At 31.3% G+C, this 14,810-nt stretch carries 15 protein-coding genes; 7 read left to right on the plus strand and 8 right to left on the minus strand.

Annotation, left to right across the window (positions count from 1 at the left end; translation table 11 throughout):
- Window positions 1–3: 3 nt before the first annotated feature.
- Window positions 4–999 (plus strand): YpdA family putative bacillithiol disulfide reductase, encoded by a 996-nt coding sequence (locus ACYX4H_RS01010; protein ID WP_476237366.1) that lies wholly within the window; start codon window positions 4–6, stop codon window positions 997–999.
- A gap of 5 nt (window positions 1,000–1,004) precedes the next feature.
- On the opposite strand, the gene ACYX4H_RS01015 is transcribed toward ACYX4H_RS01010, so the two are convergent.
- A complete protein-coding gene (locus tag ACYX4H_RS01015) occupies window positions 1,005–1,445 on the minus strand; it encodes an Lrp/AsnC family transcriptional regulator (RefSeq protein WP_147134447.1) in 441 nt (146 codons plus the stop codon).
- Between the two features lie 84 nt (window positions 1,446–1,529).
- Between ACYX4H_RS01015 and ACYX4H_RS01020 the strand changes: the two genes are divergently transcribed.
- Entirely contained in the window at window positions 1,530–1,964 is a 435-nt protein-coding gene (locus tag ACYX4H_RS01020; protein ID WP_476237367.1) for a hypothetical protein, read from the plus strand.
- Here the strand turns inward: ACYX4H_RS01020 and ACYX4H_RS01025 are convergent.
- The 3 genes from ACYX4H_RS01025 to ACYX4H_RS01035 form a co-directional block, all read right to left on the minus strand.
- Window positions 1,961–2,506, minus strand: coding sequence for a sigma-70 family RNA polymerase sigma factor (locus ACYX4H_RS01025; protein WP_476237368.1), 546 nt, complete (start codon window positions 2,504–2,506; stop codon window positions 1,961–1,963). The two genes, ACYX4H_RS01020 and ACYX4H_RS01025, sit on opposite strands and share 4 nt — an antisense overlap.
- Window positions 2,507–2,763: 257 nt before the next feature.
- On the minus strand, window positions 2,764–3,249 hold the full coding sequence (locus ACYX4H_RS01030; RefSeq protein ID WP_476237369.1) for a hypothetical protein: 486 nt from the start codon (window positions 3,247–3,249) through the stop codon (window positions 2,764–2,766).
- Between the two features lie 160 nt (window positions 3,250–3,409).
- Window positions 3,410–6,874 (minus strand): methylmalonyl-CoA mutase family protein, encoded by a 3,465-nt coding sequence (locus ACYX4H_RS01035; RefSeq protein ID WP_476237370.1) that lies wholly within the window; start codon window positions 6,872–6,874, stop codon window positions 3,410–3,412.
- 148 nt (window positions 6,875–7,022) lie between these two features.
- Here ACYX4H_RS01035 and purU point away from each other — a divergent pair, with 148 nt between their 5' ends.
- Together purU and ACYX4H_RS01045 are read left to right on the plus strand one after the other, a co-directional pair.
- Entirely contained in the window at window positions 7,023–7,877 is an 855-nt protein-coding gene (purU, locus tag ACYX4H_RS01040) for a formyltetrahydrofolate deformylase (protein ID WP_475295331.1), read from the plus strand.
- Between the two features lie 113 nt (window positions 7,878–7,990).
- Window positions 7,991–9,088 (plus strand): OmpA family protein, encoded by a 1,098-nt coding sequence (locus tag ACYX4H_RS01045; protein WP_475295332.1) that lies wholly within the window; start codon window positions 7,991–7,993, stop codon window positions 9,086–9,088.
- Window positions 9,089–9,125: 37 nt separating this feature from the next.
- Here the strand turns inward: ACYX4H_RS01045 and ACYX4H_RS01050 are convergent, their stop codons facing one another.
- Window positions 9,126–10,247 (minus strand): TlpA family protein disulfide reductase, encoded by a 1,122-nt coding sequence (locus ACYX4H_RS01050; RefSeq protein WP_476237371.1) that lies wholly within the window; start codon window positions 10,245–10,247, stop codon window positions 9,126–9,128.
- Between the two features lie 245 nt (window positions 10,248–10,492).
- Between ACYX4H_RS01050 and ACYX4H_RS01055 the strand changes: the two genes are divergently transcribed.
- The 3 genes from ACYX4H_RS01055 (at window position 10,493) to ACYX4H_RS01065 (ending at window position 11,782) form a co-directional block, all read left to right on the plus strand.
- Window positions 10,493–11,197 carry a DUF4197 domain-containing protein gene (locus tag ACYX4H_RS01055; protein WP_476237372.1) on the plus strand — a complete coding sequence of 235 codons (705 nt, stop codon included), beginning with the start codon at window positions 10,493–10,495 and terminating at the stop codon, window positions 11,195–11,197.
- A 160-nt stretch (window positions 11,198–11,357) separates the two neighbouring features.
- Complete coding sequence (locus ACYX4H_RS01060) at window positions 11,358–11,552, plus strand: Lacal_2735 family protein (RefSeq protein WP_475295335.1); 195 nt, start codon at window positions 11,358–11,360, stop codon at window positions 11,550–11,552.
- 83 nt (window positions 11,553–11,635) lie between these two features.
- A complete protein-coding gene (locus tag ACYX4H_RS01065; RefSeq protein ID WP_186826888.1) occupies window positions 11,636–11,782 on the plus strand; it encodes a hypothetical protein in 147 nt (48 codons plus the stop codon).
- Here the strand turns inward: ACYX4H_RS01065 and ACYX4H_RS01070 are convergent.
- From ACYX4H_RS01070 to prfA, 3 genes are all read right to left on the minus strand, one after another.
- The gene (locus ACYX4H_RS01070) at window positions 11,757–12,542 is read right to left on the minus strand and encodes an ABC transporter substrate-binding protein (RefSeq protein ID WP_476237373.1); all 786 of its coding nucleotides are present in this window, start codon (window positions 12,540–12,542) and stop codon (window positions 11,757–11,759) included. The two genes, ACYX4H_RS01065 and ACYX4H_RS01070, sit on opposite strands and share 26 nt — an antisense overlap.
- 61 nt (window positions 12,543–12,603) lie before the next feature.
- Complete coding sequence (pyrF, locus tag ACYX4H_RS01075) at window positions 12,604–13,425, minus strand: orotidine-5'-phosphate decarboxylase (protein ID WP_476237374.1); 822 nt, start codon at window positions 13,423–13,425, stop codon at window positions 12,604–12,606.
- A 63-nt stretch (window positions 13,426–13,488) separates the two neighbouring features.
- A complete protein-coding gene (gene prfA / locus ACYX4H_RS01080; RefSeq protein ID WP_475295338.1) occupies window positions 13,489–14,565 on the minus strand; it encodes a peptide chain release factor 1 in 1,077 nt (358 codons plus the stop codon).
- Window positions 14,566–14,810: the final 245 nt, after the last annotated feature.

The raw sequence follows: 14,810 nt of genomic DNA on the forward strand, positions 1-14,810 counted from the left end.
TATATGACAAAAGAAACTTTGCAAACAGAAAAAGATATTATAATTATTGGTGGCGGCCCTATTGGCATTGCTTGTGCTTTAGAATGTAAAAAAAGAAACTGGAACTATGTGGTTATTGAAAAAGGCACTTTAGCTAATTCCCTTTTTAATTACCCTAAAAACATGACGTTTTTTTCTACTTCTGAAAAACTAGAAATAGACAACATTCCCTTTATAAGCAACAACCCCAAACCTAACAGAGATGAAGCACTAGAATATTACAGGCGTGTAACAACATCAAACAACTTAAATATAAATTTGTATGAAACTGTTGAAACTATACTAAAAACAGCACATACTTTTAAAGTAAAAACAAGTAAACGCCATTACACAGCTAAACATGTTGTAATATGTACTGGGTTTTATAATATTCCAAAAATGCTAAATGTTCCTGGTGAAAACCTAAATAAAGTGACACATTATTACAAAGAAGCACACAATTACACCTTACAAGATGTTGTGGTGGTAGGAGCAAGTAATTCTGCTGTTGATGCTGCTTTAGAAATATGGCGAAAAGGCGGACGTGTAACCATGGTTGTAAGAGGCGAAAACATTGGCCAACGTGTAAAATATTGGGTTAGACCAGATATTATTAATAGAATTGAAGAAGGGAGTATAAAGGCATATTTTAATTCTGAAATTGAAGAAATAACACCAAATTCAGTTACTGTAAAAACCCCAAAAGGCAAGGTTACTTTACTAAATGATTATGTTATTGCGCTTACAGGTTACTTGCCTGATTTTAATTTGCTAAAAAATAGTGGTATTGCAATAACTGATGATGAAAAGCAAATTCCTGTTTATAATAATGATACAATGGAATCTAACATTAAAAACCTATACTTGGCAGGTGTTATTTGTGGCGGAAAAGAAACACATAAATGGTTTATTGAAAACTCTAGAATACATGCAAAACGTATAGCTAAACATATTGAAACAAAACTAAATTTAACCAATTAACATCTTTAAATAGGTTTAATTTCGCTTTGTTTAACAACTCTAGAAAGTACTATTTGCGTTTTACTTTCACCATAAATTATAAGCTGGTCTATAAATGTTTCTAAGTGTTTTTGATTTTTTAAAACTACTTCCATTACAATATTTTCATCGCCTGTTATACGGTAACAATTAACCACTTCATCAAAAGTTTTTACCTTTTCTAAAAACGGTTTTAATTTTCCCATAAAAGCGCGTAGAGTAATAATAGCTTTAAGTTGATACCCAATTTCAAAAGGAGACACTAAAGCTTTATAGCCTTCAATAATGCCCAAATCTTCCATTTTTTTTATGCGCTCTGAAACCGCGGGCGAACTTATACCCACTTGTCGGCCAATTTCGGCATTAGAAAGTCTGGCATTTTGCTGTAAACACCTCAAAATCTTCTTATTAAGCTCATCTATTTGCATTTAAAGATTTTAAACTATAAAAACATATATTTTAAAGCAAAAATACAAATTTACTTTAAATATTAAAGCAAAAAATAATTACTTGTGAGTAATTTTGATGAAATTGTAGTGAAAAAAGAAGCCATGTTACACAATACCCCACAAAACCTATCGGAATTACCTATTTACAGGAAGGCTCTAGAAATTTTAGCGCTTTCTCAAAGTATTTCAACGTATTTAAATGATGATTTAGCGCCATTGAATGAAAATGGCTTTGAAGATTCAAACATTTACTTTTCTGGTGATATTGTACAACAATCTGTAAACTTAGCGCCAGAAATTGCAAATGCAGAATTGCAACGCCATACTGAAAGAAAACATAAACATGTAGCTTCTTTAAGGCGTTTAACCAATTTGCTTTACAAAAACTCTTACCGTTTAGAAAAATCTAACAGTAATGGTAAAGACTTTTTGCCTATTTTAAGGTATGAGTTAAGAAAATTTAAGAAGTTACAGCGTAATTGGATGTTAACACTTTAGTGGGTATTACATACTTTACAATAGGCTTTTTCTTTTAATTCGCCCACCAAGTAACCGTTTTCATTTAATTTAAAATCACAACAATCTACAAAACCTTGTGCTATTAACTTTCTAGCGCGCTGTATTTGAGATTTTACTGTAGGTAAAGGCAGCTGTAATTGCTCTGAGATTTGAACTTGTTTCATGCCTTTTATATCACTTAAAAATAACGGATCTCTGTATTTTTTTGGTAAATTTTTAATAATACCGTGTAAACAATCTTCTTTTGTATGTTCTAGTTTTTTATCTTCAAAAACAAAATCGTCATCGGTAGTTTCATAAACTATTTTTTTGCTTCTAAAATAATCTAAAACCGTATATCGGGCTATTGAGAATATCCAAGATTTAAGCTTGTCTTCATCTTTTAAAGTATTAAGTTTTGTGTGCACTTTAATAAATGTTTCTTGCAATAAATCATCGGCAACCACAATATCTTTCACTTTACTTAAAATAAAGTGTTTAATAGCATCAGCATAAGTATTCCATACATCTTTAGTATTCATAAATCATCAATAAAATTGCGCTAATTCTAGTTTAAATTTACTAAAATTAGCGCAATTAATTTATATTTTAATAATGATTAACAGTTACAATTTGAGCATGTGCAGTTGGTACATGTACAATTTTTACAGTTTCCAGATTTGCAACCAGTGCAGTTGCAGGTACAGTTATTTTTCATGATATCTATTTTTTAAGTTCATAAAATAGACGTAGATGTTTTTAAAAAGATGCAAAAAATTCATGTTTTTTCTAAATGAATTTATTGCAACATAAATACTTTATCAAATTGTCTGTTTTCATCTCCGTAGAACGTAACATTGAGTGTAATTTTCCATTGATTATCTGATAGTTTTTCACCAGAAATAATTCCTGTTGGTGCTACATTTTTTTCTGGAGTATCATCAAAAAAACAAAAACAAGATTTTGATAAAATAACTTTAGCTTCGGTTAAAGCCTCATTAGTTAACTCAAAATTATTTATGGTATTATCAACTTCAAAATATATAAATTCGGAATATTCGTCATCGGCAATTTGTTCATCATCTTTGGCTTTGTAATGGTATTTAAATACTAAATTATTGCCTTCGGAAACTAAACCATATTTCATGTAAGATCCTTCAATAGTATTTACGGTAAGTTCACTTTCAGAGAAAAAATGATATTCATATTTTTCACCAGATACACCATCATCACTACAAGTAAACATTACAAAACAAATAAGTAAAGTGCCTATTTTTTTTATCATAACTTTTTTGCTTTGTAGACGTTAAAATCTTGTATTGGTTGCGTTATGATGTTTTGTTTTTTTTATTTATGATTTAAATTTCATATCAATTTTATACCGAAAAGACTTCGGGATAAGCCATTCACACACTTTTTGAAAACATCTAAAAGTGGTTCTATGCTTACATATTGCGCCTATACTGCCCGCCAACCTCAAACAGGGCATTTGTTATTTGCCCAAGTGAACATACTTTACATACTTCCATAAGTTCATTAAAAATGTTTTCATTATTTATGGCTGCATTTTGAAGCTTTTTTAACAACGCCTCTGTATCATTTGCTTTATGAAGATTTTCTAATGTTTTAATTTGAAATTGCTTTTCGTCTTCGGTTGCTCTAATAACTTCGGCAGGCAATATAGTTGGAGACCCTTTACTACTTAAAAAAGTGTTTACGCCAATTATTGGGAACTTGCCATTGTGTTTTAGGGTTTCATAATACAAACTTTCTTCTTGAATTTTACTGCGTTGATACATGGTTTCCATGGCGCCTAAAACACCTCCACGCTCAGTAATTCTATCAAATTCTTGTAATACGGCTTCTTCAACCAAATCTGTTAATTCTTCAATTATAAACGCGCCTTGTGTTGGGTTTTCGTTTTTAGCCAACCCTAATTCTTTATTAATTATTAATTGAATAGCCATAGCACGACGTACAGACTCTTCGGTTGGCGTGGTTATGGCTTCATCATAGGCATTGGTATGCAATGAGTTACAATTATCATAAATAGCATAAAGTGCTTGCAATGTGGTTCTAATATCATTAAAATCTATTTCTTGCGCATGTAAACTTCTACCCGATGTTTGAATATGATATTTTAACATTTGTGCTCGCTCATTAGCGCCATATTTATCTTTCATGGCTTTGGCCCAAATACGTCTTGCCACACGCCCAATTACGGCATATTCGGGATCTAATCCGTTAGAAAAGAAAAACGATAAATTAGGTCCAAATTTATTTATATCCATGCCTCTACTTAAGTAATATTCTACATAAGTAAAACCATTAGAAAGCGTTAAAGCCAGTTGCGTTATTGGGTTTGCACCAGCCTCGGCAATATGATACCCAGAAATTGACACCGAATAAAAATTACGTACATTATTATTAATAAAATATTCTTGCACATCGCCCATTAAACGCAATGCAAATTCTGTTGAAAAAATACAGGTGTTTTGCGCTTGGTCTTCTTTTAAAATATCGGCTTGAACAGTGCCACGTACTTGGGAAATAGTTTGTTTTTTTATGTTTTCATAAACATCTTTTGGCAACACTTTATTACCTGTAACGCCCAACAACATTAAACCTAAACCATCATTACCTTCTGGTAAATCTCCATTATATTTAGGTCTTTCTTTACCTTTATACACGGCGGTTATTTTAGCTTCAACTTCAGCTTCTAAATTATTTTCTTTTATATAAATTTCGCATTGTTGGTCTATGGCTGCATTCATAAAAAAACCAAGCAACATAGGTGCAGGCCCATTAATAGTCATACTTACCGAGGTTTTTACATGGGCTAAATTAAAACCAGAATAGAGTTTTTTAGCATCATCTAAACAGCAAATACTTACACCGGCGTTACCTATTTTACCGTAAATATCGGGTCTGAAATCTGGGTCGTTTCCGTAAAGTGTTACACTATCAAAAGCGGTTGATAATCGTTTAGCCGGCATGCCTTTACTTACGTAATGAAATCTTCTGTTTGTGCGCTCAGGCCCACCTTCACCAGCAAACATTCTTGCAGGGTCTTCGCCTACTCTTTTAAACGGATACAACCCCGATGTAAAAGGAAATTGCCCTGGTACGTTTTCTTGTAAAATCCATTGTAACAAATCTCCCCAAGCGGTGTATTTTGGCAATGCAACTTTGGGTATTTGAAGATGCGATAACGACTCAGAATGTGTTTCAATTTTTAATTCTTTATCACGAACCTTAAATGTATAAACTGGCGCTTTGTATTTTTCTACTTTCAATTGCCAATTGATAATTAACTCCCAATTTTGTGGTGTTAAATTCATTTTTATGCGGTCAAACTCTTTAAACAGAAGTTTTAAGAGTTGTAATGTATTGCTGGTTATGTCTTCTTCAGTAGAAATACTATTTTCATTTTTAGTAATGCGAAGAATTTCATCTTGATTTATTCCATTGTTATTTAAAATTGATTTTTCATTGACATTTGAAATTTCGGCAACAGAACAAATTGTTTGGTAAATACCGTACAGCTTTTGGGCAATACCAGCTTGTTCTTTTGCTTTTTTATTGTAGTTGCGATTGTTTTCTGAAATTTCAGAAAGATAACGTGTTCTTGACGGCGGAATGATAAAAAGCTTTTCACTTAAATGATGCGTTAATTTGAAAGACGACTTAAAATTTGCACCTGTTTTTTCAACCAAAGCATCAATAACCGCTTTATATAATCGGTTCATTCCAGGATCATTAAATTGTGATGCAATGGTGCCGTAAACTGGGAGTTCATCTTCTTCAGCATCCCATAAATTATGGTTTCGTACGTATTGCTTTTTCACATCACGCAGGGCATCTAAAGCACCTCGTTTATCAAATTTATTGACAGCTACAATATTGGCAAAATCTAGCATATCAATTTTTTCAAGCTGTGTGGCTGCACCAAACTCAGGCGTCATTACATACATTGGCACATTGCAATGTTCAACAATTTCAGAGCCAGATTGCCCAATGCCCGATGTTTCTAAAATAATGACATCAAAATTTGAAGCTTTTAAAACCTGTATAGCTTCATCAATATGTTTTGATAGTGAAAGGTTAGATTGACGTGTTGCCAAACTACGCATGTACACCCGAGAATTGTTAATGGCATTCATTCTAATTCTATCACCTAAAAGGGCGCCGCCAGTTTTTCTTTTTGAAGGATCAACAGAAATAATACCAATGGTTTTTTTAGGAAAATCAATTAAAAAGCGCCTTACCAACTCATCAACTAATGATGATTTACCAGCACCTCCAGTACCTGTAATACCTAAAACTGGCGTATTTAAGGTAGAAGATTGTATTGTTTTTAAAACGTTTTTGGAAACCTCTGGAAAATTTTCAATAGCTGAAATTATTCTAGCAATAGCGCCGTGGTTTTGTGCCTTAAGCAATTCAACTTCATTTGTTAACACATTACCAATGGCAAAATCTGATGTTTTAACTAAATCATTAATCATACCTTGCAACCCCATAGCTCTACCATCATCAGGCGAATAAATTCTTGCAATGCCGTAATGCATTAAATCTTTAATTTCACTTGGTAGAATAACACCACCGCCGCCGCCAAAAATTTTAATGTGTCCTGCGCCTTTTTCCTGCAATAAATCATACATATATTTAAAATACTCATTATGTCCGCCTTGATATGAGGTTAAACATATAGCATTTACATCTTCTTGAATTGCAGTATTTACAACCTCTTCAACACTTCTATCATGCCCTAAATGAATAACTTCAACGCCTGTAGCCTGAATTATTCTGCGCATTATATTTATAGCAGCATCATGTCCGTCAAATAAAGACGCAGCTGTTACAACTCTAATATTATGTTTTGGCTTGTATATATTGGTTTGACTCATTTTTAAAGAAATATCATTTTTACGCTTGCAATTTACGAAATATTCAAAAATACAACCTAATTATAAATTATTTTCAAAAAATATAATTTTAAATAGCATTAGTTCAATTTTAATATAATTTTACTGGCGTTTATATATTTTATGCCTTATGAATAAGATTACCATTTTAATACACTGTAATGATAAACCTAACATTATAGCATCAGTTACCAATTTTATTGCTCAACAAAACGGAAATATTGTTTATATAGACCAACATGTTGATAGGGAGCAGAATATATTTTTTATGCGCTTGGAAAGTGAATTTGCTTCTGAAGCTTTTTCTACTGATGCTTTTAAGGATGCTTTTAAAGGTGTTTTAGCCGATAATTTTGATATGAAATGGCGCATTTATTCTTCTGAAAAGAAACCAAAAATGGCTCTGTTTATTTCAAAATACGATCATTGTTTATATGATTTATTAGGCAGATACAATGCAGGTGAACTTAATTTAGAAATTCCGTTTATAATTAGTAATCATAATACACTAAAAACCATTGCCGATAATTTTAATATTCCTTTTTACCATATTCCGGTAACTAAAGACACCAAAGCTAAAGCCGAAGATGAACAATTAAAATTATTAGAAGAGCATAAAATAGATTTTATTGTGTTGGCACGCTACATGCAAATAGTTTCACCTAAACTAATTAATAAATACACCAACAAAATTATAAACATACACCACTCTTTTTTACCAGCTTTTGTTGGTGCAAAACCATATCACTCAGCATACAAACGCGGTGTTAAAATTATTGGTGCCACAAGCCATTATGTTACTGAAGAGCTTGATGCTGGCCCAATTATAGAACAAGATGTTACGCGTGTTACACATGCACATTCTATACCAGATTTAATAGCTAAAGGCCGTGATTTAGAAAAAATAGTTTTAGCAAATGCAGTAAAATTACATGCCGACAGGAAAGTAATGGTTTACAATAATAAAACCGTAATTTTTTCTTAACAATAAAATTATTACAAAAATAACCTTAAGATTTAGTTAATGTAATGTGACTTTATTATTTTGTGTGTGTCTAACAAGCAAGAAAATTAAAACCATTAACTAAATTTTTTTTTATGAAATCAAATTTTATTTTATGCCTAACTTTACTTTTAGGTTTCGGATTCTCACAAGCTCAAAACTTACCAGCAAACCCAGAGCCTGGTAAATGTTATGTTAAATGTATTACTAAAGATGAATTTAAAACAATAGAAGAAACTATTGAAGTTTATCCTGCTTACACAACTTTAGAAGTTGTTCCTGCTACATACAAAACTGTTGAAGAGCGTGTTTTAGTAAAAGAAGCTACTAAAAAGTTTGTGTATGTTCCTGCTACTTATGAAACTATTGATGTTTCTTACATTAAAAAAGAAGGTAGAAGTGACATTACAATTAATCCTGCCACTTTTGGTAAAAGCTCTAGAACTTTTGAAACATACCCAAAAACTTCTGGATGGGAATACAAAGAAACTGTTTGTAGCTCTCCAAACAAAGAAGATTGTGTTGTAGCATGTTTTGTTGAATACCCAGCACAATACAGAGATGTAAGCTACACTACTTTAGCTACTGATGCTAATACTAACAATGTACCTGTTTCTGAGATTCCTTCAACTTACAAAAAGCAAGTTATTAAAACACCTGCTAGAATGGAAGAGCAAGTAATTCCTGCACAATATGCTACTATTAAAAAACAAGTTGTTGATAAGCCTGCTTACACAAAAAGCGTAACTGTACCTGCTAAAACACAAACTGTTACAAGAACTGTATTAGCTAAAAAAGGTGGTATTACTACTTGGGAAGAAGTTGATTGTGGTTTATTAGATGCTAACGTATTACCTATTTTTTATGAGTTAGGTAGCGCTAGAATTACACCAGCTTCTAAAAAAGTAATTGATGATACTTTATTACCATTATTAAACAATAAGCCTGTAAGCATTGAGTTAATGTCTCATACAGATTCTAGAGGAAACGATGATTACAACATGTCTTTATCTCAACAAAGAGCTAACTCTGTTGTAAACTACTTAGTTTCTAAAGGTATTTCTAGAAATAGATTAATTGCTAAAGGATATGGTGAAACTAGATTAGTTAACAGATGTTCTAACGGTGTTGATTGTTCTGAAGGCGAACACAAGAAAAACAGACGTACTGAATTTAGAGTAATTAGCAACTAATAATTGCCGCTAAATAATAATAAAAAAAGCACCTTTTTTAAGGTGCTTTTTTTATTATTAAATATTTTTCAAGTGGGGTTTTTGCTTTTTCTAGTTTAATACCATAATTGTCTGATAGGTTAGAAACCATTAAATCATAAAACTTATAATGAATATCCCAATCATGTAAACGTTCATTATTGTTTGCTTTATTATTTTTTACAACCACCGGACTCTCTAAAACTTTACTTAACATATAAACCATATCTTTTACTGATACATTATCGGCTTTAATATCAGAATCGCCAATTAAAAAACGCTCTGGGTTATCTTCCCAATTAATTTGAAACGTATCCCATAAAGTTGATGCATTCATATCTAAAACATAACTATCGGTTAAAACAGTTTGTGTTTTCAATTTCATTTTAAGCTTTTTTAAAAATGTATCAGGAAAATTTCTATAGTGCTTAGAGTCTTTTTTCAAATACAATTTATAATATTTATTATCTGCCGGATCAACGTTTACTTGATTTATATTAACCTTCCAACCATAAGCCAAAATAGCATTTAAACGCCCCTGTAGCTCAACATAAGTATGCTTATTTATTATTTGAAAATCTTCGGTTTCAATAACATCAGTTTCTTCAATTTCAATATCTTGCCTTGGCGAATAACTTTCAGCTACTGTATTTTCTGAAATTACAACTTCAAAAACATCAGAAAAAGCACGTTTATTTACACTATTATTTACAAAACCTTGTAATGTGTGGGCTTTTAAATTTGCTGGATGCCCTTCCCAAAGTTTATTACCATTAGCATCAAACAAAACGCCATAAGGTAAGCTTTGTACGTTATTGTTTTTAAAGGTTTCACCATTAAAATCAATAGCTGTAGTTAATGCTAAATTATGCTTAGTTAAGAAGTTTGAAACTATTGCCGCATTTTCTTGTGATAGAGACACAATATGCAAATCAGTAGGATGTTGCTTTTGTAAAACCGTTAAGTATTTTGAAGCGCTAATACAGGGTGCGCACCAAGTAGCCCAAAAATCTATAAAATATAATTTGCTTTCATTAGTGTTAACAATTTCAGACTGTTTTATAACTTCTGAAATTCTTATTTGCGCATAAGACAAAATGTTAAAAATTAAGAAACAAACTAATAAAAGTATTTTTTTCATTCTCATGTTTAAATTCATTTATACAATTATAACAAATATCATGCTAAAAAATTATAATTCAAGTTAATAAAACTATTAATGTGACAAATTAGAAAAATTAGTGTCTTAATAAATGTTAAGTATTTATGATTTTAAAAGTGATGTTTTTTTTTGAAGTACGGCATCATATCATCTCCCTAAGGCATCATTCTCTCAGATGCCTATTATATTTAATATTTTTTAACTTTACACTTAAAATAGAAAACATGATAAAAAAGTTAATTACCCTATTATTAATTTGTAATCTTACTTCATGCGCAGAGTTGCAACAAGTAGTTAATCAACTGCCGCAAAGTGGTGGTATAACAAACACCGACATTACTGCTGGTTTAAGGCAAGCTTTAGATTTTGGTATAGATAAGCAAGTAACTAAACTTACCCAAAAAGATGGCTTTTATAAAAACGAATTAGTTAAAATACTTTTACCCGAAGAACTACAGAAAGTAGATAAAACCTTAAGAGGCATTGGCTTAAGCAAATTAGCCGATGAAGGTTTAAAAGTATTAAATAGAGCTGCCGAAGATGCAGTTAACGAAGCAACACCTATTTTTATTGATGCTGTTAAAGGCATTACCTTTGCCGATGCCAAAAATATATTATTAGGTAATGATAATGCTGCTACACAATATTTAACAAGCAAAACACAAACGGCGTTATATGATAAATTTAACCCGGTAATAAAAAACTCATTTTCTAAAGTGGGCGCAGATGATATTTGGAAAAATTTAATAACCAAATATAACGCCTTACCGCTAACTAATAATGTAAACCCAGACTTAACAGATTATGTTACAAACGAAGCCTTAAAAGGTGTTTATACCATGATTGCTGTTGAAGAAAAAGAAATTAGAAACAAAGTAAATTCAAGAACTACAGATTTACTAAAAAAAGTATTTGCCTTACAAGATTAATACTTAAATAAACTTATGCTTAATAAAAAATCTGAATGGTTCATCTGTTCAGATTTTTTTCTTTTAAACCCAAGCATTTAAAACCTATAAATTTAAACATAAATAAATTTGAATACTTCAATAAAAAACGTATATTTAATTTCTTCTTATTCAATAAATTATGGATAGATTAATATTAATAACGCACAAAAAAAACGCCCTAAACCGGCGCTATAAAGAACTTGTTGAAGAAGCCTATAATTTTAGGCAAACAGATTCTGCGTTAAGTGATATTTCTGAATACCGCGCCATAAAACTACTTGATAAAATTAACAAGCTTAAATATTTATCTAGAGATATTGCTAAACCAGCTTAAAAACTTTAGTAATTCTTTAACTTTTTTCTTACATCTAAATTACATGTATTATCGTACTTTATGGTATAAAAAAAGAGAACGTTATGAACAAGCATTTTTGTAGAGTTGGTAAAATTAAGCCTAATTTAAACAAAGTTATTAGTTTAAAAGAAATTGAAAGAACCATTGCTAATTTTGTTGATGATATTAGCAAAGTTGAATTTACTAAAGATTTAAACGAAGCGCTTTAAAATAAGCAAATGCTTTTATTAGCCTAGAGCCATACCAAGAAAACATTTCACCGTCTACCAAAATTATTTTTGCGTTAGGAAAAAATGTTTTCAAGTCTTTTTTATGCATTTCTTTAAACGGAAAAGGCTCGCTTGATAGCATAACTAAATCAATTTCCAAATTTACTTGCAACGTAATTTCTGGGTATCTGCTTTGGCTTTTGTAATAATTATTAAAACCATTAATAGCTAATAAATAATTTATAAATGTATTATTTGCAGCTACCATCCAAGGGTTTTTCCAAATATAATAGGCTACATTAAACTGCTTTTTATTTTTAATAAAATGCTCAAAACCTTTTTGTTGTATTTTTATTTCATTACAAATACGTATTGCGTTTTCTTCAACATTAAATAGAATACCGTATTGTTTTATAAGTTGTAAACTGTCTTTTATTGTATAAATATCTGAAACGTGTACGGTACAAATAGCTTTACAAGCTTCAACTATTTCTTTTGTATTTTCTTCTTTATTACAAAGAATAATATTGGGCTTTAATGCTTTTATTTTTTCAATATGTATTTTCTTTGTACCACCAACTACAGCTGCATTAGTTTTTATAAAATGCGGATGCACGCAAAATTTTGTAACCCCAATTATTGAAGATTCTAAACCCAAATCGCACAACAATTCTGTTTGACTTGGCACTAAAGAAATTATACGATTTGGCGTTTCTTCAAAAGCAATAATTCTATTTAGTTGATCTTTAATTTTTAGCATTCCGAAGAAAACATTTTACTTTCAGTACTCTTACAAAGCGATTATAACATCGTTATAATTTTTAAGAAATACGAGTCAACTCAATTTCCATTTGCTGCTGAAGTTCTTTAGCTTTATTTGCTGCTGCTTGAGCAAAATCTTCATTATTTGAAGCATAAATAATACCGCGCGATGAATTTATTAACAAGCCTATGTTAGCACTCATGCCGTATTTACAAACATCTTGCAAGTTTCCGCCTTGTGCACCTACACCTGGTACTAATAAAAAACTGTTAGGAATAATGCTTCTTATATCTGCCAAATACTCTGCTTTAGTAGCACCTACTACATACATAAGGTTTTCAGAATTACTCCATGTTTTTGATGTTTCTAACACTCTCTTATAAAGCTCTTTACCATCAACCGTTTTTGTTTGAAAATCAAAAGCGCCTTGGTTTGATGTTAAAGCCAATAAAATGGTATGTTTGTTTTCAAAAGCTAAAAAAGGTTCTACAGAATCTTTTCCCATATATGGTGCCACGGTTACAGAATCAAAAGCTAAATCTTCAAAAAAAGCGTTGGCATACATGGTACTTGTATTACCAATATCACCTCGTTTAGCATCGGCAATGGTAAATATTTCGGGGTAGTTTTTGTTTAGGTAATTAATTGTTTTTTCTAGCGCTTGCCAACCTTTAATACCATAAGCTTCATAAAACGCCGTATTAGGTTTATAGGCTACGCATAAATGATGTGTAGCATCAATAATAGCTTTATTGAAAGCAAAAATAGGATCGTCTTCTTTTAAAAGATGTTGTGGTATTTTATTTAAATCTACATCTAACCCAATACATAGAAAGGATTGTTTTCTTTTTATTTCTGAAACTAATTGTTGTGTGGTCATTTCTATTTATTTCAAAACAAACATTTATATAAAAAGATTCCCGCTATTGCGGGAATTACAAATTTATATGGTTTCGTCACTAGCTTTTAACTTTTCAGTATTTTCAGCTAGCATAAGTTCATCAATTATTTTTTGAATATCGCCGTTTACAATGTTTTGTAAATCGTAAAGTGTTAAACCAATTCTGTGGTCTGTAACACGCCCTTGCGGATAGTTATATGTTCTAATTTTAGCACTTCTATCACCCGATGTTACCATACTGCCACGTTTAGCCGCATCTGCTTCTTGCTTTTTTGCTAATTCTAAATCATATAACCTAGAGCGTAATACTTTAAAAGCTTTTTCTTTATTTTTGTGCTGAGATTTTTGGTCTTGACACTGTGCCACTAATCCTGTTGGAATATGCGTTAAACGCACTGCCGAATAGGTAGTATTTACAGATTGCCCACCAGGACCTGAAGAACAAAAATAATCTATACGAACATCTTTAGGGTTAATTTCTACATCAAACTCTTCGGCTTCTGGAAACACCATACAGGTTGCTGCACTGGTATGCACGCGCCCTTGGGTTTCCGTTTGTGGTACACGTTGTACACGGTGTACACCAGCTTCAAACTTTAATGTACCATAAACATCTTCACCTGATACTTCAAACTGTATTTCTTTAAATCCGCCATTGGTACCTTCACTAAAATCTACCGTACTAACATTCCAGCCTCTGCCTTCACAATACTTGGTGTACATTCTAAACAAATCTCCAGCAAAAATACTTGCCTCATCGCCACCTGTACCTGCACGTAACTCTACCACCGCATTTTTAGCATCTTCAGGGTCTTTAGGTATAAGCAATACTCTAATTTCTTCTTCTAATTTTGGTATGCCTTCTTTGGCTTCATCATATTGCATTTTGGCCATTTCAACCATTTCTGCATCACTACCATCAGAAATTATTTCTTCAGCTTCAGCCAAATTATTAGTTAATTCAATGTAAGCTTCACGCTTATCCATTAAAATTCTAAGATCTTTATATTCTCGGTTTAATTCTACATAACGTTTTTGATCTGAGATAATATCTGGTTGAATGATTAAATCACTAACCTCATCAAAACGCTGCTTTACTATTTGTAATTTCTCTAACATCTGCCGCTTTTAATTGGTGACCAAAAATACGATAATTTATCAATTTTATATAAAGCCTTTTAAGCTATTACTATTATTTGGCAGAATATTTTTATTGAAAGCACGTTTATCATACAACTATGCAGCAATTATTTTCAATATTTATATTTTATAAACCATACTTTATTTGGTCTTTTGCTATTAATGTATTGTTTTCTTTTATGAAAATTGAACCTGTAGCTATTGTTATAACCAAATTGTTTTTA

The sequence above is a fragment of the Seonamhaeicola sp. ABD4_340 genome, assembly GCF_056312135.1.

Coding starts and splice junctions, on each gene's coding strand:
- ACYX4H_RS01010 (WP_476237366.1), top strand. CDS start 4: ATGACAAAAGAAACTTTGCAAACAGAAAAAGATATTATAATTATTGGT.
- ACYX4H_RS01050 (WP_476237371.1), bottom strand. CDS start 10,247: ATGAAAAAAATACTTTTATTAGTTTGTTTCTTAATTTTTAACATTTTG.
- ACYX4H_RS01025 (WP_476237368.1), bottom strand. CDS start 2,506: ATGAATACTAAAGATGTATGGAATACTTATGCTGATGCTATTAAACAC.
- ACYX4H_RS01065 (WP_186826888.1), top strand. CDS start 11,636: ATGAACAAGCATTTTTGTAGAGTTGGTAAAATTAAGCCTAATTTAAAC.
- pyrF (WP_476237374.1), bottom strand. CDS start 13,425: ATGACCACACAACAATTAGTTTCAGAAATAAAAAGAAAACAATCCTTT.
- ACYX4H_RS01055 (WP_476237372.1), top strand. CDS start 10,493: ATGATAAAAAAGTTAATTACCCTATTATTAATTTGTAATCTTACTTCA.
- ACYX4H_RS01035 (WP_476237370.1), bottom strand. CDS start 6,874: ATGAGTCAAACCAATATATACAAGCCAAAACATAATATTAGAGTTGTA.
- prfA (WP_475295338.1), bottom strand. CDS start 14,565: ATGTTAGAGAAATTACAAATAGTAAAGCAGCGTTTTGATGAGGTTAGT.
- ACYX4H_RS01030 (WP_476237369.1), bottom strand. CDS start 3,249: ATGATAAAAAAAATAGGCACTTTACTTATTTGTTTTGTAATGTTTACT.
- ACYX4H_RS01045 (WP_475295332.1), top strand. CDS start 7,991: ATGAAATCAAATTTTATTTTATGCCTAACTTTACTTTTAGGTTTCGGA.
- ACYX4H_RS01060 (WP_475295335.1), top strand. CDS start 11,358: ATGGATAGATTAATATTAATAACGCACAAAAAAAACGCCCTAAACCGG.
- purU (WP_475295331.1), top strand. CDS start 7,023: ATGAATAAGATTACCATTTTAATACACTGTAATGATAAACCTAACATT.
- ACYX4H_RS01070 (WP_476237373.1), bottom strand. CDS start 12,542: ATGCTAAAAATTAAAGATCAACTAAATAGAATTATTGCTTTTGAAGAA.
- ACYX4H_RS01015 (WP_147134447.1), bottom strand. CDS start 1,445: ATGCAAATAGATGAGCTTAATAAGAAGATTTTGAGGTGTTTACAGCAA.